Raw genomic sequence first — 21,683 nt, 5'->3', positions numbered from 1 at the left:
CCCACGTGCGCTTTCGTCTGACCCCCAGGGAGACGAGCTTCTACGACATGTTTGCCGCCTCCGCGGACAACATCGTCACGGGCTCGAAGCTCCTCATGGAACTGCTCGGGGCGGACGCCTCCGCCCGGGCCGAGATCGCGGAGCGGATGAGGGCCGCGGAGCACGCGGGAGACGACGCTACCCATGCGATCTTCCATCAGCTGAACTCCTCCTTCATCACACCTTTCGACCGTGAGGACATTTACTCCCTCGCCTCGTGCCTCGACGACATCATGGACTTCATGGAGGAGGCCGTCGACCTGGTCGTGCTGTACCAGGTAGAAGAGCTTCCGAAGGGCGTCGAGCAGCAGATCGAGGTCCTGGCGCGCGCTGCGGAGCTGACCGCGGAGGCCATGCCTCATCTGCGGACGATGGAGAACCTCACCGAGTACTGGATCGAGGTCAACCGCCTCGAGAACCAGGCCGACCAGATTCACCGGAAGTTGCTGGCTCACCTCTTCAACGGCAAGTACGACGCCATCGAGGTGCTGAAGCTCAAGCAGATCGTGGATGTGTTGGAGGAGGCGGCAGACGCGTTCGAGCACGTGGCCAACACGGTGGAGACCATCGCGGTCAAGGAGTCCTGAGGCTTCGTGGACACGTTTGTGCTGGTCGTGACCATTGGGGTCGCGCTTTTTTTCACGTATACGAACGGTTTCCACGACTCGGCCAACGCGATCGCGACATCCGTGTCCACGCGGGCGCTGACGCCGCGTGCGGCGCTCGCGATGGCCGCGGTCATGAACCTCGCGGGTGCGTTTCTCGGCAGCGGGGTCGCCAAGACCGTCAGTGAGGGCCTGATCTCGACGCCCAAGGGCGACAAGGGGATGGGCATCCTCTTCGCCGCGCTCGTCGGCGCGATCATCTGGAACCTGGTCACCTGGTACTTCGGGCTGCCGTCGTCCTCGTCGCACGCGCTCTTCGGCGGCATGGTGGGCGCGGCGCTCGCGGGTGGCATCACCGTGTACTGGAGCGGGGTCGTCGACAAGGTCATCATTCCGATGTTCCTGTCGCCGGTCGTCGGGCTTATCGCCGGTTATCTCGTGATGTGCGCAATCATGTGGATCTTCCGCAAGGCCAATCCGCACAAGGCCAAGCGCGGATTCCGTATAGCGCAGACGGTGTCGGCGGCCGGCATGGCGCTCGGACATGGTCTGCAGGACGCGCAGAAGACCATGGGCATCGTGGTGATGGCGCTGGTCATCGCCGATGTCGAGGATTACGGCGATCCGATTCCGGTGTGGGTGAAGATCGTCTGTGCGGTGATGCTTTCGCTTGGCACGTATGCCGGTGGGTGGCGCATCATGCGGACGCTTGGGCGGAAGATCATCGAGTTGGATCCGCCGCAGGGGTTTGCCGCGGAGACGACGGGGGCGTCGATCATGTTTGGTACGGCGTTTCTTTTTCATGCGCCTATTTCGACGACGCATGTGATCACGTCGGCGATCATGGGTGTGGGGGCTACGAAGCGGGTTAATGCCGTGCGGTGGGGGGTTGCCAAGAACATTGTTCTTGGCTGGTTCATCACTATGCCTGCGGCTGCCGTTGTTGCTGCGCTCAGCTATTGGGTCGTGCTGCTCGCCTTTGGGTGACGGCCCCTGCGGGGTGCCCTAGTTCGTCCGTACGTCGTGGGCTGTGCCCACCCGTTCCGCCCCAGCGGAACGATTGCCCACAGCGGTAACAGCGGTAGTACGCAAATGGGCCCGCCCCCCGGGAGCCAGGGGGCGGGCCCGTTTCCTTGCGGTGGCACCGCCATGCAGCACCGCAAGGGGTCCGGCGGGATCAGCCGAAGCGGCCCGAGATGTAGTCCTCCGTCGCCTGGACGGACGGGTTGGAGAAGATGCGCTCCGTGTCGTCGATCTCGATGAGCCGGCCGGGCTGCCCGACCGCCGAGAGGTTGAAGAACGCGGTGCGGTCGGAGACGCGGGCCGCCTGCTGCATGTTGTGCGTCACGATGACGATCGTGAAGCGCTCCTTCAGCTCGCCGATCAGGTCCTCGATGGCGAGGGTCGAGATCGGGTCAAGGGCCGAGCAGGGCTCGTCCATGAGCAGGACCTGGGGCTCGACGGCGATCGCGCGGGCGATGCAGAGGCGCTGCTGCTGACCGCCGGACAGGCCCGAGCCGGGCTTGTTCAGGCGGTCCTTGACCTCGTTCCAGAGGTTCGCGCCCTTCAGGGACCGCTCGACGACCTCGTTGAGCTGGCTCTTCTTGTACGAGCCGTTGAGGCGCAGGCCCGCCGCCACGTTGTCGAAGATCGACATCGTGGGGAAGGGGTTGGGGCGCTGGAAGACCATGCCGACCGTGCGGCGCACCGCGACGGGGTCGACCGAGGAGCCGTAGAGGTCCTCGTCGTCCAGGAGCACCTTGCCCTCGACGCGGCCACCGGGGGTGACCTCGTGCATACGGTTCAGGGTGCGCAGGAACGTCGACTTGCCGCAGCCGGACGGGCCGATGAAGGCGGTCACGGAGCGGGGCTCCACGGTCATCGAGATGTCCTCGATCGCCTTGTGGGAGCCGTAGTAGGCGGTGAGGCCCGATACGTCGATTCGCTTGGCCATGGGGATCACTGCTTCTTTCGGGTCGCTGTGGCCGCGTCAGCGACCGGTCGTCGGGGCCTTCCAGCGGGCGATGCCGCGGGCCACCAGGTTGAGGATCATGACGAAGGCGATGAGGGCCAGTGCCGCCGCCCACGCGCGGTCGTACGCCGGGGCGTTGCCGGCGCTGTACTGCTGGTAGATGTACAGCGGCAGCGAGGCCTGAGCGCCTTCGAAGGGGTTGTTGTTGATGAAGCTGCTGCCCCAGACGAGGAGCAGAACCGGGGCGGTCTCACCGGTGATACGCGCGACCGCGAGCATCACACCGGTCGTGATGCCGCCGAGCGAGGTCGGCAGGACCACCTTGAGGATGGTGCGCCACTTCGGGACGCCCAGCGCGAGAGAGGCCTCGCGCAGCTCGTTCGGGACGAGCTTGAGCATCTCCTCGGTGGAGCGGACCACCACGGGCATCATCAGGATCGACAGCGCGAGCGCCCCGGCGAAGCCGGAGAAGTCGAAGCCGAGGATCATGATCCAGAAACTGAGGATGAACAGGCCCGCGACGATCGACGGGATACCCGTCATGACGTCGACGAAGAAGGTCACGGCCTTGGCGAGCTTGCCCCGCCCGTACTCGACGAGGTAGATCGCGGTCAGCAGGCCGACCGGCACCGAGATCAGGGTGGCGAGGCCGACCTGCTCCAAGGTGCCGATGATGGCGTGGTAGATGCCGCCGCCCGGCTCCCTGTCGCTGACCACACCCATCGAGTGGGTGAGGAAGTAGACGTCGAAGACCTTCACGCCGCGCTTGAGCGTCTCCCAGACGAGGGAGGCGAGGGGGATCACCGCGAGGAGGAAGGCGACCCAGACGAGGCTGGTCGCGACCCGGTCCTTGGCCTGGCGGCGGCCCTCCACCTTGGCGGCGATCGTGTACGAGCCGAGGACGAAGAGGATGGCGGCGATCAGGCCCCACTGGATGCGGCTGTCGAGCCCGGCGCCCAGGCCGATGGCGCAGGCGGCGGCGATGGAGCCGACGGCGATCGCATACGGCGACCAGCGGGGGAGGCGGGCAGCGCTCAGGGAACCGGGGCGCTTGTCCATGACTGCGTGGCTCATGCGTTGGCCCCCGAGTACTCCTTGCGGCGGGCGATGATGGCCCGGGCCGCGCCGTTGACCAGCAGGGTGATGACGAAGAGGACCAGACCGGAGGCGATCAGCGCGTCACGGCCCTGCTCGGTGGCCTCACCGAACTTGCTGGCGATGTTCTGGGCGAAGGTGCCGCCGCCCGGGTCGAGCAGGCTGGCGTTGATCTCGAAGGTCGGCGAGAGGACCGTGGCGACGGCCATCGTCTCGCCGAGCGCGCGGCCGAGGCCCAGCATCGACGCGGAGATCACACCGGAGCGGCCGAAGGGCAGCACGGACATGCGGATGACCTCCCAGCGCGTGGCGCCGAGGGCGAGCGCCGCCTCCTGGTGCATCTGCGGCGCCTGGCGGAAGACCTCGCGGCTCACGTTCGTCACGATCGGCAGGATCATGATCGCGAGCAGGATGCCCACGGTGAGCAGGGAGCGCGCGGCGCCGAGCTGCCACTCGAAGATGTGGGTCCAGCCGAAGTAGTCGTTCAGCCAGCTGTAGAAGCCGGTCAGGTTCGGCACGAGGAAGAGGGCGCCCCACAGGCCGTACACGATGGACGGCACAGCGGCCAGCAGGTCGATCACGTACGCGATGGGACCGCCGAGCTTGCGCGGTGCGTAGTGCGTGATGAACAGCGCGATGCCGACGGCGATCGGGACCGCGATCACCATGGCGATGACCGAGGAGACGACCGTGCCGAAGGCGAGGACCGCGATGCCGAAGACCGGCGGGTTGACGTTGGTGTTCCACTCGAAGGTGGTGAAGAAGTTGCCCTCGTCCTTGGAGATGGCGACCGAGGCGCGGTAGGCGAGGAAGGCCGCGATGGCGGCCATGATCACCAGCAGCAGGATGCCGGAGCCCCGGGACATGCCCAGGAAGATCCGGTCACCGGGGCGGGTGGCGCCGCGGGCAGCGCGCTTCTGCGCGGCCGGGAGAGGTTCCGGCGCGGCGGTTTCTTTGGGGTTCTTAGTTGATATGTCCATCAGGATCTCCGGTCTGCGGGGCCGCTTTTCGGGCGGCTCCAGGCGGCGGTGCACCGGACGGTGCGGGCGGACCAGGCGGTCCGCCCGCACTCTTGCGTCAGCTCAGGCCGGCGACGGTCTCGCGGACCTTGGTGGCGATCTCGGTGGGCAGCGGGGCGTAGCTGTTGTCCTTCAGCAGCGCCTGGCCGTCCTCGCTGGCGATGTAGGTGAGGAAGGACTTGACGGCCGGCAGGGTGTCGGCCTTGTTGCCCTTCTCGCAGGCGATCTCGTACGTGACGAGGGTGATCGGGTACGCGCCCTCGGCGGTGGGCTTGTAGTTCAGCTCCAGCGCGAGGTCCTTGCCCTCGCCGACGACCTTGGCCTCGGCGATGGCCTTGGAGGCGTTGTCGACGGTGGCCTTGACCGGCTCGGCGGCCTCGGTCTTGATGTCGACCGTCTTGATGCTGTCACCGGCGTAGGAGAGCTCGAAGTACGAGATCGCGCCCTCGGTCTGGGTGACCTGCTGGGCCAGGCCGGAGGAGCCCTGCGCGGACTGGCCGCCCTTGGCCTGCCAGGCCTTGCCGCCCGAGTACTTCCAGTTGCTCGGGGCCGCGGCCTTCAGGTACTTGGTGAAGTTGTCCGTGGTGCCGGACTCGTCGGAGCGGTGGAACGCCTGGATCTTGGTGCTGGGAAGCTTCGCGTCGGGGTTCAGCTTCTTGATGGCCGCGTCGTCCCAGGTCTTGATCTTGTTGTCGAAGATCTTCGCCAGGGTCGGGGCGTCCAGGACGAGGCTGTCCACGCCCGGCACGTTGTAGCCGACCGCGATCGGGCCGCCGACCATCGGCATGTCGATGGCCTGGCTGTCCGTGCAGACCTTCTTGGACTCCGTGATCTCCTCGGGCTTCAGCGGCGAGTCAGAACCGGCGAACGCGGTCTGGCCCTGCAGGAACGCGGTGACACCGGCACCGGACCCGGTCGGGTTGTAGTTGATCTTCACGTCCTTGCAGGCGGCCGTGTAGGCCTTGACCCAGGCGTCGATCGCGTTCTTCTGCGCGGACGAGCCGGAGGCCAGCAGCTGGCCCTTGGCGTCGTCGCACTTGATGTTGGAGCTTGCGGCGGTGGTCTCCGACGTGCTGCCACCACTCGTGTTGCCCGTGTCATCGGAGCCGCACGCCGTGAGGGCCAGGGCGCCGGAGACGGCGACGGCACCGAGGGAGAGGGCGCGAAGCCGGTTCTTGCGCTGAAGCTTCACTTTCAGGAGTTCCTTCCAGGAGCCGCCCGTCCGGGGCGGCGTGCGATATCGGGTGGTGCGGCTGCTCCGGGGTGGGGCCCGGTGGGGCCGGCAGCGGTTTCTGCTGCGCAGCGTCCTGTTCAGCTATGCGGGCCGGGTTGCCACTCGCGTGAGCGGCACGCACCCGGTAGGCCCGAAATTAGGCAGAACAGGTGACGTGGCCGAAGGGCGTAAGTGAACGAGGGGTGAACCTCGGTGGACGGTGCGGTGAGGTCACGGAATGCTTACGGCTTCTGGCAGGGGCGCGCTCTTCTGGCGTGGGCGCCTTTTGCGGTTTTGGGGTGCCCCGTGGGGCACGGGTGCCCCACGGGGCCACAGCAGTACAGGGCTGCTGCCCGCAGCGGTGCCTACCGGCCGTGTCTCTACGTGAGGTGTAGGGCCGCTAGTAGGTCGTCTACCAGGTGTTGGTCTCGGGGGTGGGTCAGGTGGGGGCGGGCCTGGTCCGGGGGGAGCCAGAGGAGGCGGTCGACCTCTCGGGTGGGGGTGAAGTGGCCTTCGCCCGCTTCCGCGGCCCAGTAGGCGACCAGCTTGGGGCGGTCGTTGGCGATGTACTGGAGGGTGGGGAGGCGGGGACCCAGGACGCACTCGTGGCCCGTCTCCTCCGCGACCTCCCGCACCGCGCACGCCGCCAGGTCCTCGCCGCGCTTCACCTTGCCCTTCGGGTGCGACCAGTCGTCGTACTTCGGCCTGTGCACCAGGCAGATCTCCAGATCCCCCTCGGCGGGGGAGCGCCGCCACAGGACGCAGCCCGCCGCCCGTACGACATCGTTGTTCACGTGGTGCTCACCGCCTCCCGCAGCCAGACCCGCTGGAACGCGAACCGGGCCGCCTCGACCTCGTGTCGCTGATCTGCGTGCAGTACCCCGAGCGCGTAAGCCGTCGCCGGGGCGATCCGGGGAGTCCGGGCCGCGGCGGCCGCGGCGGCAGCCGCCTCCGCCGCGTCCCGGTGCTGGTCCAGGGCCTGCCCGGCTTCGAGGAGGCGTACGTCGACGCCCTCCTCGCCGTGCAGCACCTCGAGTGCGTATCGGTGCAGGCGCAGCAGCAGCCGGACCTGGTGCCAGGGGGCGTCCTGCGGCTGCGGCGACGGGTCGGCCGCGAGGCCGTGGATCAGGGCCTCCGCGTTGTAGGGGTGGCCTGCCCGGTACAGGGGCAGGGCCTTCACCGCCTCGGTCAGGCGGTCCTCCGCGGCCGCGGCGAGCGGCTTGAGGGCGTCGGTCCGTGCCGCGGTAGGGGCGAGGGGGACCTCGCTGGCCAGTACGGCGACGCTGTCCGCGACGGCGTGGAAGCGGGAGGAGCCCAGGGCTTCCAGTGCTGCCGAGTGTGCCCTTGTGCGGGCCAGGGTGAGCTGGCGCTCCAGTAGGGCGCCTGCTTTGGCTGCGCCCACTGTGAGGGTGCCGCGGTCCGGGGTGCTCGGGGGTGGCGTTTGCGGGCCGACGTTGCCGGGGTCCGCTGTACCCACCCGTTCCGCCCCAGCGGAACGACTGCCCACAGCGGAGGCGGCGGCGGTGGCGCGGCCGCCCACAGCGGAAGCGGACGCGGCGGTGGTGGCGCGGCTGCCCGTCATCGCGGCCGTCAGCGATGACCCCGACAAGCGCTGCAGTGCTGTCAGCAAGCGGTTCAGGCGGGAGGCGTAGGCGTGTTCGCGGGCCAGGGTGCCGGACAGCCAGGCCAGTTCGGGGCGGAGGGCGTCGGACCATTCGACGTCGAGCAGCGGCCGGAACGTGTGCAGGGTGCCGCTGATGCGGCGAGCCGAGCGGCGCAGGGCGCGCACCGCGTCGACCGTTTCATCGGCCGCGCCGGAACCCCCCTTGGACCCCCCGTTTGAACCCCCGTTCGAGCTTCCGCCGGAGCCGCCGCTCTCCCTGTGCAGCCGCAGGGAGCGCAGGAACTCCGTTGCCTGAGCCTGCAGATAAGCCGTAAGGACCTCCCCTGCGGGAGCTGCCTCGCGCTCATGGTGTTGCTGCTGTGCCACGCCGGCGCCTCCGCGCGTCTATGAGCATCTCCTGGACGTTCCGCAGGGGCTGGCCGTCGCCGTCGGTCGAGTGCCGGGCCCAGGTTCCGTCGGGCCCCAGGTGCCAGGAGGACGTGGTGTCGGACATTCCGGTTTCGAGCAGCCGGCTGAGGGCCGCCCGGTGGGCCGGGTCGGAGACCCTGACCAGTGCCTCGATCCGGCGGTCGAGGTTGCGGTGCATCATGTCGGCGCTGCCGATCCACACCTCCGGTTCGCCGCCGTTGCCGAAGGCGAAGACACGGGAGTGCTCGAGGAAGCGGCCGAGGACGGACCGTACGCGGATGTTCTCGGACAGGCCCGGGACGCCGGGCCGCACCGCGCAGATGCCGCGCACCCACACGTCCACCGGCACGCCGGCCTGCGACGCGCGGTACAGGGCGTCGATGACCGCTTCGTCGACCATCGAGTTGACCTTGATGCGTACGTAGGCGGGGCGCCCGGCGCGGTGGTGCTGGGCCTCCTTGTTGATCCGCGAGACCAGGCCGTCGCGGAGGGACTTCGGAGCGACGAGAAGGCGGCGATACGTTTCTCGGCGCGAGTAGCCCGACAGCCGGTTGAAGAGGTCCGACAGGTCGGCGCCGACCTGCGGGTCCGCGGTGAGCAGCCCCAGGTCCTCGTAGAGTCGTGCGGTCTTCGGGTGGTAGTTGCCCGTGCCGACATGGCTGTAGCGCACGAGGGAGTCGCCCTCCTGGCGCACCACCAGCGACAGCTTGCAGTGGGTCTTCAGGCCGACCAGGCCGTACACGACATGGCAGCCCGCCTCCTCCAGCTTGCGGGCCCACTTGATGTTGGCCTGCTCGTCGAAGCGCGCCTTGATCTCGACGAGGACCAGCACCTGCTTGCCCGACTCGGCCGCGTCTATCAGCGCGTCGACGATCGGCGAGTCGCCGGAGGTGCGGTACAGGGTCTGCTTGATCGCGAGGACGTCCGGGTCGCCTGCGGCCTGCTCCAGGAACGCCTGCACGGAGGTGGAGAACGAGTCGTACGGGTGGTGCAGCAGCACGTCCCGCTCGCGCAGCGCCGCGAAGATGTCGGGCGCCGACGCGGACTCGACCTCGGCGAGGTCGCGGTGGGTGCCCGCGATGAACTTCGGGTACTTCAGCTCGGGCCGGTCGAGCTTGCCGATGCCGAAGAGGCCGGTGAGGTCGAGCGGGCCCGGCAGCGGGTACACCTCGGCCTCGCTGATCTTCAGCTCGCGCACCAGCAGGTCGAGGACGTAGCGGTCGATCGACTCCTCGACCTCCAGGCGCACCGGAGGCCCGAAGCGGCGCCGCATGAGCTCCTTCTCCAAGGCCTGGAGCAGGTTCTCGGCGTCGTCCTCCTCGACCTCCAGGTCCTCGTTCCGGGTGAGGCGGAACATGTGGTGCTCCAGCACCTCCATGCCCGGGAACAGCTCCTCCAGGTGCGCGGCGATGACGTCCTCGATCGGGACGTACCGCTGCGGCGACGCCTCCAGGAAGCGGGACAGCAGCGGCGGCACCTTGACGCGGGCGAAGTGGCGGTGGCCCGAGACCGGGTTGCGGACGACGACCGCGAGGTTGAGCGACAGGCCCGAGATATAGGGGAACGGGTGCGCCGGGTCCACGGCCAGCGGCGTCAGCACGGGGAAGATCTGGTGCCGGAAGAGCGTGAACAGGCGGGCCTGCTCCTTGTCCGTCAGCTCGCTCCAGCGGACCAGGTGGATGCCCGCCTCGGCCAGCGCCGGGGCCACGTCCTCCTGGTAGCAGGCGGCGTGCCGGGCCATGAGCTCGCGCGAGCGGGCCCAGATCATCTCCAGCACCTCGCGCGGCTGCAGGCCGGAGGCGGATCGGGTGGCGACACCGGTCGCGATGCGGCGCTTCAGGCCGGCGACCCGGACCATGAAGAACTCGTCCAGGTTGCTGGCGAAGATCGCGAGGAAGTTGGCGCGCTCGAGCAGGGGCGTGTGGGGGTCCTCGGCGAGCTCCAGCACGCGTTCGTTGAACCCGAGCCAGCTGCGTTCGCGGTCCAGGAACCGGCCCTCCGGCAGTGCAGTGCCGTCGTAGCCCTTCTGCTCATACGCATCCAGGTCCGCATCGACCGAGTCGATGTCCGGCTCCAGTTCGGAGACGGCAGCCGCAAGCGTGTGCGGGCGGTGCGCGGCGATCGAGCCCACGGAGGGCTGCGCGTGCTGGACCTCTGCCTTGGTGTCGGGCTGGTTCATGGAACCATTGTTCCGCGCCGAGAGCGTTACGGGCGCGTCAGAGAGTGCGGGCTCCAAAGGGGAGGTGAGGCGAAGCCTCCCGTTCCGGGAGCTGGGGGGCGGGTCGGGCACCTCGGGCGTCATTCACCGAGCGTCGCAAGCCCGTCTGAATCGTCGGTTACGGCGACATGACGTGCGGGATAGCGGCGGGCGGCCCCCGGGCGACTTGGGGCGCCGGGGGCCCGTGTGCCGATGCCCCTCCCCGGGGCGACGGCACACTACGTCATGCGGTGGCGCGGCGCAGCAGGCGGAAGGCGGCCCAGGCGGCTGCGGCGGCCAGCGCGAGCATGATCCCCGTCTCGGCGAACTGGACCCACCACAAGTGGGAGTGGGGGTGGAAGTCGACGTACCAGCCGGTGATGTTGAGGTCGGCGGGGCACTTGTCGAAGTCGTGGGTGCGCACCCAGCAGGCGTTGTAAGGGAGGCGCTTTCCGGAGGCGGTGACGTAGCCGGACTGCATGAGGAAGGAGTCCAGTCCGATGGTTGTCCACCGCTCTTGGTAGGTGCCCGTGCCCGTGGCCGTGATCGTGCGTACCGGGAACACGTCCCAGCGCACCGAGCCCACGGCCATTGGCATGGACAGCGAGACCACCCCTGCGATCGCCATCGCGGGGAGCGTGCGGCGCACCAGCAGGCCGACGAGCGCTCCAATGGCGACGGCGAGTAGGCAGTACGCGATGAGTACGGGGCCGTACGCCTCGAAGACGCCCCGGTCCACCCAGCGCTGGTTGACGGCGCCCGTGAAGGGAGCCCTGGCGAACTGGAAGATCCCCACCAGAGCGAGCACCAGGGCCGTCGTCGCGACGGCGGCCACCGTGAGCTTCGAGGCGAGCCAGCGCGCCGGGGAGACCGACTGGGTCCAGGCGAGCCGGTACGTGCCGTTGTCCAACTCGCGGGCGATCACCGGGCCCGCCACGACGGCGCCGATGAGGAACGGCAGGAAGAGCAGGGCTATGGCGTAGTAGTCGGCGAAGTTCCCGAGGAGAACTCTGGCGCTGGCGAATCCGAGGAAGGTGTCGGTGCAGGGGCCGACGCAGTCCGTCTGTTCGGGGAACACCTCCGCCGAGACGCGCAGGAAGACCGCGACGGCCGCCGCCGCGATCACCAGTGCGAGTCCCGTCCAGAGGATGGAGCGGTGGAGGCGGACCGTCGTCCAGTACGGGCCGCGCAGGCGGCGGCCCGAGCTGCGCCGCAGGGTTGCCGATGCGCTCATGCGGTCACCGCCGCGGACATGTCAGAAGTGGCGGAACGGGCGGTCGCGCTCGGCGTGAGCAGGGCCGGTGCGTCCGGTGAGCGCAGATGGGCGAGCAAGATCTCCTCCAGAGATGGCTCCGCGGCTTCCCAGCCGGGCGCGACCGGCCCCGCGGGACGGATCAGGGCGGTGAGGCCGCGGCCGGAGGCGCGGGACTCGACGATGGTGTGCGGGGCGAGCGCGTCGGTGAGCGGGCCGTGGCCGGTGACCAGCCGGTGCGCGGCGATCAGTTCGTCGATGGCGCCGCCGAGGCGGATGCGGCCGTCGCCGACGAGGAGGAGGAAGTCGCAGGCGTGCGCGAGCTCGCCGAGGATGTGCGACGACATCACCACCGTCGTGCCGTGCTCGGCGGCCTCCGCCAGGAGCGTGCCCATCAGCTGATGGCGCGCCAGGGGGTCGAGGTCGGCCATCGGCTCGTCGAGCAGGAGGAGTTCGGGGCGCTTGCCGAGGGCCAGGGCGAGGGCGACCCGGGTGCGCTGACCGCCGGACAGGTCCCGTATCCGGGCCGCCGGGTCGAGGCCGCCGTCCGTCACGATCTTCGCGGCGAGGGCGGCGTCCCAGTGTCCCGGGTTGAGCTCGTGGCCCAGTCGCAGCGTCTCGGCGACCGTGAGCTGCGGGTAGAGCGGCTTGTCCTGGGCGACGTACGCCATGCGTTCGCGGGCCGCGGACGGGTGGGCGCCGAACACGGCGAGGGTGCCCTCGGTGGGTTCGAGCAGCCCGGCCGCGTGGGCGAGCAGCGTCGACTTGCCCGCCCCGTTCGGGCCGACGACCGCGCAGATGCGGCCGGCCGGCAGCCGGAAGCTGCAGTCGCGCAGCGCCCAGCCGCCGCCCCGCGACGGCCCCCCGAACCGCTTGCCCAGTGCGGCCGCCTCGATGGCGGTGTCCGTCATGCCTTGTCCCCCTCGGTTTCGTTGATCTTTTCGGCGAACTGCTCGTCCAGTACGGAGGCGAAGAGCGCCGCCACGTCGTCCCTGTCCAGCCCGGACGCGCGTGCCCGGGCCGCCCAGGCCGCGAGCTCGGACCGCAGCGGCGAACCGGCGGCCGCTGCGCCCAGCGAGCGGCGTACGAAAGTGCCGAGGCCGCGGCGGGCCTCGACCAGCCCTTCGCGCTCCAGCTCGCGGTAGGCCTTCAGCACAGTGTTCGGATTGATGGCTGTGGCCTCCACGACCTCGCGGGCCGTGGGGAGCTGGTCGCCGGGCTCCAACAGGCCCAGGCGCAGGGCCTGTTTGGTCTGCTGGACGATCTGCAGATAGGTGGCGACGCCACTGCGCCGGTCGATGCGGTACTCGACCACTCGTACAACCACCCTTTCACTAATTGAGTAGTGAAAGGGTGACGTACGGAGGCCGTGGCGTCAAGATCCGGGTGTGTGGCCTCAGGGAGGGGTGTGACGTGAGGGGCAGCGGGTGATGTCCCGTCAGGGGCGCTCCGCTGCCCGCCCGTTACAGCTCCGTGCGGTACATCAGATCCACCTCGTGCGTGACGAACCCCAGCCGCTCGTACACCCGCAGCGCCGCCTTGTTGTCCGCGTCGACGTACAGCATCGCGGTCGGCAGCCCGGAGGCCGCGAGGTGGTTCAGCCCGATGGTGGTCAGGGCGCGGCCCAGACCGGTGCCCTGGGCTTCGGGTGCGACGCCGAGTACGTACACCTCGCCCAGCTGCTCCTCCGCGTGGACCTTCGTCCAGTGGAAGCCGACCAGTTCGCCGTCCTCGCGCTCCGCGAGGAAGAAGCCCTCGGGGTCGAACCACGGTTCGACCTTGCGGTCGTCGAGGTCGCGCTGGGTGAGGGAGCCCTGTTCGGGGTGGTGGGCGAAGGCGGCGGCGTTCACGGCGAGCCAGGCGGCGTCGTCCTCGCCAGGCACGAACGTACGCATCCGGACGCCCTCCGGCAGAACCGGCTCCGGAAGACGGAGGTCCGCCAACGGCCGCCGCATCTGGCGCAGTTCGCGGAACAGGGTGAGGCCGAGGACCTGCGAGAGGTGACGGGCGGCGGAGTGCCCGCCGTGCGCCCAGATGCGCAGCCGCTTGCCGGACTCGGCGAGCAGTGCGGTGCCGAGGGCGCGGCCGTGCCCGTGGCCGCGGTGCGCCGGATGGACCACCAGCTCGGCGGCCGGTGCCTCGACGGGGTCGGTGTCCTCGAGCTGCGCGTACCCGACGAGCTCGTCCTCGAGGAGCAGCAGAAGATGCCGTACGCCCTCGCGGGGGCCGCCGCGGAGCTGCAGCCGGCCCTGCTCGGACACCGCCTGCTGCCCGTCGGCGCGGGCGGCCTCCGCAATCAGCTCGAGCACGGCCTCTGCCTGGTCGGGAGTGAGCGCGCTGTGCGTCTCGATGCGGCGGAGGAAGGCGGGCGGAAGGGCGTCGTCGCTGGTCATGGATACGAGAGTACGGCGGTCCTGACGGGCGGCAAACGGTTCCCGGCAGGGTGTTCCGTCTCGTCGGGGCGGTCCTGCTTCGCGTGCGGGGTGCCGGTGCTGCTCGTGCGTGGTCAGGTTCCGCTTGTGAGGGGTGCAGGTTCCGCTCGTGACGCATGCAGTGAACCGTGCAGGCACGCGGTTCGGAAACCAGTCCGTAACCACGAACCCCCTGTTGTGCTACGCGCGTTGACCCTAGGCTGCGGCTCACACTCGCCAGACCCTTCACGCTGAGCCAACTGAGCCAACAAGGGGACACATGTCCGCTAGACCCCAGAAGAAGAGGGCCGCCCGCCGGATACTCGTCGCCGCGGCGGTGCTCTCGACCAGCGGGGCACTGATCGCCGCGATCCCCGCGAACGCGGGAGAGACCCACACCGGCGCCGCCAAGACCGGCCGCTACCAGGACGTGCAACTGCTGTCCTTCAACGACCTGCACGGCAACCTGGAGCCCCCGGCCGGCTCCTCGGGCCGGGTCACGCATCTCAACGAGGACGGCACCACCAAGACCATCGACGCGGGCGGCGTCGAGTACCTCGCCACCCATCTGCGCGAGGCCCGCAAGGGCAACACGTACTCGATCACGGCCGCCGCCGGCGACATGGTCGGCGCCTCGCCGCTGATCTCCGGGCTCTTCCACGACGAGCCGACCATCGAGGCGCTCAACGGCCTCGACCTCGACGTCACCTCGGTCGGCAACCACGAGTTCGACGAGGGCGCCAAGGAGCTGGCCCGCCTGCAGAACGGCGGCTGCCACCCGGAGGACGGCTGCTACAACGACAGCGAGGAGTTCGAGGGCGCCAACTTCCCCTACCTCGCCGCGAACGTGACGGACGAGAAGACCGGTAAGCCGATCCTCAAGCCCTACTGGGTGTGGAAGAAGAACGGCGTCAAGATCGGCTTCATCGGCGTGACCCTGGAGGGTACCCCGGACATCGTCTCCGCCGAGGGCGTCAAGGGCCTGAAGTTCGGTGACGAGACCGAGACGATCAACAAGTACGCCAAGGTGCTGCAGAAGCAGGGCGTGAAGTCGATCGTCGCGCTGATCCACGAGGGCGGCGCGCCCGCCTCGGGGGCGTACAACTACAACTGCGACAGCCCGGGGCCGGGCGACGGCATCTCCGGCCCGATCGTCGACATCGCCAAGAACGTCACGCCGCAGGTGGACGCGCTGGTCACCGGCCACACCCACCAGGCGTACGCGTGCACGATCAACGACCCGGCGGGCAACCCGCGGACGGTCACCTCGGCCGCCTCCTTCGGCCGGCTGTACACGGACACCACGCTGACGTACGACCGCTGGACCGGCGACATCGCGCGTACGGCCGTGAAGTCCGCGAACCACGTCGTGACCCGTGACGTCGCCAAGGCCGCGGACATGACGGAGCTGATCAACCGCTGGAAGGCGCTCGCCGCCCCCGTCGCGAGCAAGCCCATCGGCTACATCGCGGGCGAGATCGGCAACACCGGCACCGAGTCCCCGCTCGGCGACATGATCGCCGACGCCCAGCTCGCCTACGCCAAGTCCCTCGATCCCGAGGCCGACTTGGCGCTGATGAACCCCGGCGGCATCCGCGCCCCGCTCACGTACGCGGCGACCGGCAGCGAGGGCGACGGCGTGGTGACGTACGGCGAGGCGTACACGGTCCAGCCGTTCTCCAACACCGTCAATCTGGTGGACCTCACCGGCGCCCAGGTGATCACCGCACTTCAGCAGCAGGTCAGCGGCAGCAACGAGGCATCGCCGAAGATCCTCCAAGTGTCCGCGGGCCTCACCTACACCCTCGATCTGACCAAGGCGGGCGCCGCCCGGGTCGTGACCGACTCCGTGAAGCTGAACGGCGCGGCGATCGACCCGGCCGCCACCTACCGCGTCGCGATGAACTCCTTCCTCGCGGGCGGCGGCGACGGCTTCGCCGAGCTCGGCAAGGGCGCGAACGTACTCGTCGGCGGCGACGACCTGGCGGCGTTCGAGTCGTATCTGACGGCGAACTCCTCGGCCGCGACGCCGTATCCGGTGCCGGCCGCCAACCGGATCACGATCGTCAAGTAAGGACAAGCAAGAACTGACGACGGCTGAGGGGCGGTCGGCGGGACCCGAGGGTTCGCCGACCGCCCCTCTCTCTTTCCGTCGCCGAATATAGGTAAGTTCTGTGTGAATAGCGAAAGAACGCGGGTCGCGTAATCACGGATAAATTCTGTGTGAGTACCCGTCCAGTTCCTGAAAATCGATGAGAAACCGACTCAGTGGCAACTAATGGAGGTCTCATCGGATTTGGTCTTTTCCGGCCCCGAGCTCGCGTAATGTTTTCCGTGTCGAAGCCGAACAGGGCTTACGGCAAACGGAAAAGCATCACGGAGAAAGGGACAACCCCATGAGCTTCCACAAGATCGCCCCCGTCAAGCAGACCCGCAAGCCCGCCGTGAAGCCGGCTGCCGCGCACAAGGCCGAGCCGAAGCAGAAGCCCCGCCGCCGTCCGGTCGGCAACAAGGCCGCCAAGGACTGCTGATCAGCTGATCGCTGCCATCGAGGCGGGCTCCCGGTGCATGTCGGGGGCCCGCCTCGGCCGTGTCATCGGTCCGGATGAAGGCCGTGTCACGGTCTGGGATGAAGGGAGTTGGGGAGTTGAGGGAGCGTAAGGACGGCACGAACGCTCTTCAGGTGTTCCGGCGTTTCTGGCCGCTGACGCGGGGGGACCGCAGATGGCTGGTCCTGATTGTTTTCTTCGTCGTGGTCGCGGCGCTCGCCGAGACCGCCTCGATCCTGATATTCGCCGATCTTACCGACCATGCGCTGAACGCCGGTTCGCTCTCGGCCTTCTGGGGACCCGCCGGGCAGTGGCTCGGTGTCGCCGTGCTCGGTGCCGCCGTCGGTTATGCCGGAAATTCGCTCGCCGTATGGACCGCCGAGAGATTCGTCATGCGGCTGCGGGCCGGTGTGTTCCGTCATGTGCAGGGGCTGCCGCCGCACTTCTTCCAGAAGCACCGCCGGGGCGATCTCGTCGAGCGGCTCACGGGCGATGTCGAGGCCATCGAGCAGATGGTGGTCTCCGGCGTGGTCGGCACCGTGTCCGCGCTGTTCTCCGCCGTCTTCTACGCGGCCGCGGCCCTCTGGCTGCGCTGGGACCTCGCCCTCGTCACCTTCCTGCTCGCCCCCCTCTTCCTCGTCGCCGCCCGCCGCTTCTCCGAGCGGATCAAGTCGGCGGCCCGCGACGAGCGCACCGCCGACGGTGCGATCACGTCGGTCGTCGAGGAGTCCCTCGGCAACGTCGTCCTGACCCAGGCCTACAACCGCCGCCGCGACGAGGAACGCCGGCTCGACCGGGAGGCCCGCGTCTGGATGTGCGCCTCCGTGCGGGGCGCCCGTGCGAGCGAGCTGTACGAGCAGTTCGTCGAGGTCATCGAGACGCTGTGCGTGCTGGCCGTCATCGGGTTCGGCGCCTGGGAGATCTCAGCGGGCCGCATGACGCTGGGCGAGCTGCTGGCCTTCGCGGCCTTCATCGGCTACCTCTACCCGCCGATCCGCAACCTCGGCCAGCTCGGCCTCACCCTCACCGCCGCCACGGCCGGGGCCGAACGGATCCAGGAGATCCTGGACGCCGAGCCCGCCGTGACCGACCCCGTCTCGCCCGTGCCGAGCTGGCCCGTGCACGGCCGCATCAGCTTCGACGGCGTCTCCTTCCGCTACCCGGACGCCCCCGCGGAATCGCTGACCGATGTGTCGCTGACCGCCGAACCCGGCGAACTCGTCGTGGTCACGGGCCCCAGCGGAGCGGGCAAGTCCACGCTCTCCAAGCTGCTGCTCCGCTTCTACGACCCTTCGGCGGGCACCGTACGCCTCGACGGCGTGCCGCTCACCGACATACCGCTCGAGTTCCTGCGCGAGAACGTCGCCCTGCTGCCGCAGGAGACGCTGATCCTGCACGGCACCGTCCGCGAGAACATCGCCTGCGGCCGGCCCGGCGCGAGCGAGCACGAGATCCTGCAGGCCGCCGTGGACGCGGCCGCCCACGACTTCATCACCGCCCTGCCCGACGGCTACGACACCCGCATCGCGCCCGGCACCACCGCCCTCTCCGGCGGCCAGCTGCAGCGCATCGCGATCGCCCGCGCCATGCTGCGCGGCGCCCCCGTCCTCGTACTCGACGAGCCCACGGCCGGTCTCGACGCGCTCGCCGCCCGGCGCGTGGTGCAGCCGCTGCGCCGGCTGATGGCGGGCCGTACGACCATCATGATCACGCACGATCTGGCGCTGGCACCGGACGCGGACCGCATCCTCGTCGTGGACGGCGGCCGGCTCGTGGAGAGCGGCACGGGGAGCTGCTCGCGCGGGGCGGGGCGTACGCACGGCTGCGCAGCGCATAGAAAGGGCGTGGGGGTCTGACACCTCGCGAAAGGTGTCAGACCCCCACGCCGCAGTGAGTGTCAGAACAGAACAGCAGGCCGTGTCAGAACAGCAGGTTGTACTGGTTGAACCCGGTGCCCAGCTTCACGCGCGACGCGAACAGGTCCGTCGAGGCCTTGTCCGTGCCCGGGTAGAGCCACAGCGTGCCGTCCGACGACCTGGCCAGGACGTCGGAGATGCCGTCACCGGTCATGTCGCCGTTCGAGACGAGCGCGGTGAAGTTCCAGCCCGTACGCGCCTTGATGCGGGGCGACCAGGGAGCCGAGGCCTTGCCCGTGCCCTTGTACAGCCACAGGGTGTTCGACGTGTCGCGGACCAGCAGGTCGGGCTTGCCGTCGCCGGACAGGTCGCCGCGGCCCAGGACCTTGAAGCCCTTCCAGGCCCCGCTGACGACCTTGATCCGCGCGCCGAACTGGCCGTTGCCCTTGCCCGGGTACAGATAGGTCGAGCCGTCGGCGTCCACCGCGACCATGTCGGGCAGCGCGTCACCGGTCATGTCGCCGGGGACCGCGTACGACTTGTAGCCGCCCCAGACCGAGCTGATCTGCATCCACGCCCAGTCGCCGCTGCTGTGGTCCAGGTAGCTCCGGTACAGCTTGCCGTCGCCCTTGTCCCGGACGATCAGGTCCTGGAACCAGTCGCGGTCCAGGTCGGCCTGGATGCCCCAGCTGATGCCCTCCCAGCCGTTGCTGAGGTACTGCCGCTGGGCGAGCGAGGTGCCCTTGCTGTCCTGCTCGAACAGGTTGCCCGAGGGCGTGCGGGCCAGCAGGTCCGCCCGGCCGTCGTACGACTGGTCGGCGTCGTCGATGCGCGGCTGGGCCGCCCAGGTGTACGAGCTGACCTTGGTGAACACCGGGTACGCGCCCTCGGCGGTGCAGCCCGCGACGCCCCAGGACACCACGCCCACGATCTTGCCGCCGACCACGAGCGGGCCGCCGGAGTCGCCGTTGCAGGGGCTCTTGGTGCCCTCGTCGGTGCCGGTCGCCGGGGTGCCCGCGCAGACCATCGAGCCCTCGACGAACGCGTCGCTGCCCAGGACCGACTGCATCGCGCTGTTGCACGTCGAGTCGGCGACCAGCGGCAGGCTGACCTTGCGAAGCTTCGACGACAGCTCGGCGCCGTCCGCGCCGGAGGTCACGCCCCAGCCGTAGACGGTCCCGGTGGTGCCCGGGGTGTACAGCGCGCTGTCGTTCGAGGCGGCCAGGCGCAGCCAGGCCTGCTCGAGCGGGCGGTCGAGGGTGAGGACCGCGATGTCGTTCTGCACGGTCGACGCGTTGTAGCGCGGGTGGCTCCACTGGCTCCACACGCCCGCGACGGTGCCGGTGGTGCTGTCGTCGAGGTCGGCGGTGCCCGCGAGGACGGCGCCGTTCGTCTTCCAGTCGAGGCCCGCCACGCAGTGGGCGGCCGTGAGGACCTTGTTCGGGGCGACGAGGGTGCCGCCGCAGAAGTAGCCCTCGCCGGTCGTGTCGTCGTAGTAACCGAGCTGGACCATCCACGGGGCGCTGGAGATGGTGGTCTCGGTGCCGCCGATGATGAACGGCGTCTGAGTCCTGGCGGACTCCTCGGTCGGGGTCTGCTCTGCGGCCGGGGTCTGGTCGTCGGCCGCCGCCACCTTCTTGGCGGCCTTGACGATCCGGCTGCGGAGCTGCTTGGCGGAGGCGGTCGGCTTGGGAGTAGCGGCCTGGGACAGGGCCTCCGCCTTCGGCAGGTGCGGCTGGTCAGCCGCTGCCGCGGGCAGTGCCGCGACGGCACCGGCGCAGCTCAGCGCCAGTGCGAGAACGGCCGCGGACGCCGCCTTTACGGGGCGTCCACTGCGGCCGCGCAGGGCACGTATCACTCAGTTCTCCTGGGGGTGGTGTGCTGTGATCGTGGGCCCGAGCAGGGCATACGACGCAGACACCCCCTGGCAGACACTCACAGGCGGAATCGCGGAGCCCCCCTCCGGCCCGGAGATCGTAGGTCTCGGAAACCTCTCTGCACACTGCCTTCACAGCGGGTAGCCAAGTGTTCTTCCGCCGCTTCCCGTACATCACCGCCCCGCAACCCCCTGTTTCTGGGGGCAGCCCGCCCTTATATCGGGCATACGCACTTCTGTCGGGCTTCTCAGGGAGCACTCAGGGAGCTCTCATGCGGCGCGGAAACACTCTGATACATGACCGAGAGCATCCGCCGCGACGGCGAGTACCCCCAGGGCGACAGCCGGCAGTCCGCGTACCCCGAGCAGCAGCACTCTTCCGACGAGGCCGCCACGCAGCGGTTCGCGCAGGCGGCGCACCAGCCCGCGCCGGGTGCCGGGTACCAGTACGGGCCGGACGCCGGGCAGCAGGCCCCGTACCAGGCCGCTCCGGCGGGGGCCGAGTGGCCGCCTCCGCCGGCGTACGAGCCCGCGCAGCCGGTCGCCGTCGCGCCGGGCACCACGGTGTGGCCGGGCTCCGGTCAGGGCGGTACCGGCGGTCATGACGGCAACGGCATCGGCGACGGTCACGCCTTCGCCGCCGCCGCCGAGCCTGCTCCCGCGCCCCGGCGCCGCGCGAAGGGCCCGCTGGCCCTGCTCGCCGCCGTCGCGATAGCGGCCGCGGCCGTGGGCGGCGGCACCGCGTACGCCTTTCAGAGGCTGACCGGCAACGACACCACGACGACCAGCTCCACTACGAGCGTGGTGGCCGCCAGCAAGAAGGGCACCGTCGCCGGTGTCGCGGAGGCGGTCAGCCCGAGCATCGTCGAGATCAGCGCCACCTCGAACGCCGGGGAGTCCACCGGCTCCGGCGTGATCGTCACCAGCGGCGGCGAGATCATCACCAACAACCACGTCATCTCCGGTGCCTCGTCTATCAAGGTCACGACGAGCAACGGCAAGACGTACACCGCGAACGTCGTCGGGACCGACAGCAAGAAGGACCTCGCGCTGATCAAGCTGGAGAACGCCTCCGGTCTGACGACCGCCTCGCTCGGCAACTCCGACAACGTCAAGGTCGGCGACGAGGTCGTCGCGATCGGCTCCCCCGAGGGCCTGACCGGCACCGTGACCAGCGGCATCATCTCCGCGCTCGACCGGGACGTGACCGTCTCCACGGACGAGAGCCAGGGGCAGCAGCAGCAGCCAGGCAGCGGCGACGGCGGCTGGCCCTTCGAGTTCGGCGGCCAGCAGTTCAACGGCGACACCGGCTCGTCCACGACCACCTACAAGGCCCTGCAGACCGACGCCTCGCTCAACCCGGGCAACTCCGGCGGCGCGCTGATCGACATGAACGGCAACATCATCGGCATCAACTCCGCCATGTACTCGCCGACCTCGTCGAGCAGCTCGTCCAGCGCGGGCAGCGTGGGCCTGGGCTTCGCGATCCCGATCAACACCGTCAAGTCCGACCTGGACAAACTGCGCTCCGGCTCCCAGAGCTGAGCTTGCACCACCACCGGTAAGG

17 protein-coding genes and 1 pseudogene are annotated in these 21,683 nt (G+C 69.4%); 6 read left to right on the top strand and 12 right to left on the bottom strand.

The genetic code is table 11. From position 1 onward, the window contains the following. Positions 1 to 5: 5 nt before the first annotated feature. Both ABT009_RS35830 and ABT009_RS35825 read left to right on the top strand, forming a co-directional pair. Entirely contained in the window at positions 6 to 626 is a 621-nt protein-coding gene (locus tag ABT009_RS35830) for a DUF47 domain-containing protein (RefSeq protein WP_351304828.1), read from the top strand. 6 nt (positions 627 to 632) lie between these two features. Then, positions 633 to 1,631 carry an inorganic phosphate transporter gene (locus ABT009_RS35825; protein WP_351304825.1) on the top strand — a complete coding sequence of 333 codons (999 nt, stop codon included), beginning with the start codon at positions 633 to 635 and terminating at the stop codon, positions 1,629 to 1,631. A 190-nt stretch (positions 1,632 to 1,821) separates the two neighbouring features. Here the strand turns inward: ABT009_RS35825 and pstB are convergent, their stop codons facing one another. The 11 genes from pstB to mshD all read right to left on the bottom strand — a co-directional run bounded on the left by pstB (position 1,822) and on the right by mshD (position 13,817). After that, complete coding sequence (gene pstB, locus ABT009_RS35820) at positions 1,822 to 2,598, bottom strand: phosphate ABC transporter ATP-binding protein PstB (RefSeq protein ID WP_351304822.1); 777 nt, start codon at positions 2,596 to 2,598, stop codon at positions 1,822 to 1,824. 36 nt (positions 2,599 to 2,634) lie between these two features. Beyond that, a complete protein-coding gene (pstA, locus tag ABT009_RS35815; RefSeq protein WP_351304819.1) occupies positions 2,635 to 3,690 on the bottom strand; it encodes a phosphate ABC transporter permease PstA in 1,056 nt (351 codons plus the stop codon). Then, positions 3,687 to 4,691 (bottom strand): phosphate ABC transporter permease subunit PstC, encoded by a 1,005-nt coding sequence (gene pstC, locus ABT009_RS35810; protein WP_351304816.1) that lies wholly within the window; start codon positions 4,689 to 4,691, stop codon positions 3,687 to 3,689. Before pstC ends, pstA begins: the two co-directional genes overlap by 4 nt. A 97-nt stretch (positions 4,692 to 4,788) precedes the next feature. Beyond that, a complete protein-coding gene (gene pstS, locus ABT009_RS35805; protein WP_351304813.1) occupies positions 4,789 to 5,922 on the bottom strand; it encodes a phosphate ABC transporter substrate-binding protein PstS in 1,134 nt (377 codons plus the stop codon). Positions 5,923 to 6,323: 401 nt separating this feature from the next. After that, positions 6,324 to 6,737, bottom strand: coding sequence for an NUDIX hydrolase (locus ABT009_RS35800; protein WP_351304810.1), 414 nt, complete (start codon positions 6,735 to 6,737; stop codon positions 6,324 to 6,326). After that, entirely contained in the window at positions 6,734 to 7,933 is a 1,200-nt protein-coding gene (locus ABT009_RS35795) for a CHAD domain-containing protein (protein ID WP_351304807.1), read from the bottom strand. Before ABT009_RS35795 ends, ABT009_RS35800 begins: the two co-directional genes overlap by 4 nt. Then, on the bottom strand, positions 7,911 to 10,154 hold the full coding sequence (locus ABT009_RS35790; RefSeq protein WP_351304804.1) for an RNA degradosome polyphosphate kinase: 2,244 nt from the start codon (positions 10,152 to 10,154) through the stop codon (positions 7,911 to 7,913). The genes ABT009_RS35795 and ABT009_RS35790 overlap by 23 nt, the downstream gene beginning before the upstream one ends. A gap of 262 nt (positions 10,155 to 10,416) precedes the next feature. Further along, the gene (locus tag ABT009_RS35785) at positions 10,417 to 11,406 is read right to left on the bottom strand and encodes an ABC transporter permease (protein ID WP_351304801.1); all 990 of its coding nucleotides are present in this window, start codon (positions 11,404 to 11,406) and stop codon (positions 10,417 to 10,419) included. Then, positions 11,403 to 12,335 carry an ABC transporter ATP-binding protein gene (locus tag ABT009_RS35780; protein ID WP_351304798.1) on the bottom strand — a complete coding sequence of 311 codons (933 nt, stop codon included), beginning with the start codon at positions 12,333 to 12,335 and terminating at the stop codon, positions 11,403 to 11,405. Before ABT009_RS35780 ends, ABT009_RS35785 begins: the two co-directional genes overlap by 4 nt. Then, a complete protein-coding gene (locus tag ABT009_RS35775; RefSeq protein ID WP_351304795.1) occupies positions 12,332 to 12,739 on the bottom strand; it encodes a GntR family transcriptional regulator in 408 nt (135 codons plus the stop codon). The genes ABT009_RS35780 and ABT009_RS35775 overlap by 4 nt, the downstream gene beginning before the upstream one ends. A 148-nt stretch (positions 12,740 to 12,887) precedes the next feature. After that, positions 12,888 to 13,817, bottom strand: a complete 930-nt coding sequence (gene mshD / locus ABT009_RS35770) for a mycothiol synthase (RefSeq protein WP_351304792.1) — start codon at positions 13,815 to 13,817, stop codon at positions 12,888 to 12,890. A gap of 298 nt (positions 13,818 to 14,115) precedes the next feature. Here mshD and ABT009_RS35765 point away from each other — a divergent pair, with 298 nt between their 5' ends. The 3 genes and pseudogenes from ABT009_RS35765 to ABT009_RS35755 all read left to right on the top strand — a co-directional run bounded on the left by ABT009_RS35765 (position 14,116) and on the right by ABT009_RS35755 (position 18,221). Then, entirely contained in the window at positions 14,116 to 15,909 is a 1,794-nt protein-coding gene (locus ABT009_RS35765; RefSeq protein WP_351304789.1) for a bifunctional metallophosphatase/5'-nucleotidase, read from the top strand. Positions 15,910 to 16,231: 322 nt separating this feature from the next. After that, entirely contained in the window at positions 16,232 to 16,366 is a 135-nt protein-coding gene (locus tag ABT009_RS35760) for a hypothetical protein (protein ID WP_351304786.1), read from the top strand. A gap of 98 nt (positions 16,367 to 16,464) precedes the next feature. Beyond that, positions 16,465 to 18,221: pseudogene (locus ABT009_RS35755) on the top strand (ABC transporter ATP-binding protein). An 83-nt stretch (positions 18,222 to 18,304) separates the two neighbouring features. On the opposite strand, the gene ABT009_RS35750 reads toward ABT009_RS35755, so the two are convergent. After that, the gene (locus ABT009_RS35750; protein WP_351304783.1) at positions 18,305 to 20,098 is read right to left on the bottom strand and encodes a trypsin-like serine protease; all 1,794 of its coding nucleotides are present in this window, start codon (positions 20,096 to 20,098) and stop codon (positions 18,305 to 18,307) included. Between the two features lie 315 nt (positions 20,099 to 20,413). Here ABT009_RS35750 and ABT009_RS35745 point away from each other — a divergent pair, with 315 nt between their 5' ends. Beyond that, entirely contained in the window at positions 20,414 to 21,661 is a 1,248-nt protein-coding gene (locus tag ABT009_RS35745; RefSeq protein WP_351304780.1) for a S1C family serine protease, read from the top strand. Positions 21,662 to 21,683 lie beyond the last annotated feature (22 nt).

Source organism: Streptomyces sp. NPDC002896, assembly GCF_040295225.1.
Lineage (GTDB): Bacteria > Actinomycetota > Actinomycetes > Streptomycetales > Streptomycetaceae > Streptomyces.
This window is presented reverse-complemented; position numbering and strand designations above follow the sequence as displayed.

Excerpts from the sequence above, each read along its gene's own strand:
- pstB (WP_351304822.1), bottom strand. The coding sequence starts at position 2,598 with ATGGCCAAGCGAATCGACGTATCGGGCCTCACCGCCTACTACGGCTCC.
- pstA (WP_351304819.1), bottom strand. The coding sequence starts at position 3,690 with ATGAGCCACGCAGTCATGGACAAGCGCCCCGGTTCCCTGAGCGCTGCC.
- pstC (WP_351304816.1), bottom strand. The coding sequence starts at position 4,691 with ATGGACATATCAACTAAGAACCCCAAAGAAACCGCCGCGCCGGAACCT.
- ABT009_RS35790 (WP_351304804.1), bottom strand. The coding sequence starts at position 10,154 with ATGAACCAGCCCGACACCAAGGCAGAGGTCCAGCACGCGCAGCCCTCC.
- ABT009_RS35785 (WP_351304801.1), bottom strand. The coding sequence starts at position 11,406 with ATGAGCGCATCGGCAACCCTGCGGCGCAGCTCGGGCCGCCGCCTGCGC.
- ABT009_RS35780 (WP_351304798.1), bottom strand. The coding sequence starts at position 12,335 with ATGACGGACACCGCCATCGAGGCGGCCGCACTGGGCAAGCGGTTCGGG.
- mshD (WP_351304792.1), bottom strand. The coding sequence starts at position 13,817 with ATGACCAGCGACGACGCCCTTCCGCCCGCCTTCCTCCGCCGCATCGAG.
- ABT009_RS35765 (WP_351304789.1), top strand. The coding sequence starts at position 14,116 with ATGTCCGCTAGACCCCAGAAGAAGAGGGCCGCCCGCCGGATACTCGTC.
- ABT009_RS35760 (WP_351304786.1), top strand. The coding sequence starts at position 16,232 with ATGAGCTTCCACAAGATCGCCCCCGTCAAGCAGACCCGCAAGCCCGCC.
- ABT009_RS35745 (WP_351304780.1), top strand. The coding sequence starts at position 20,414 with ATGACCGAGAGCATCCGCCGCGACGGCGAGTACCCCCAGGGCGACAGC.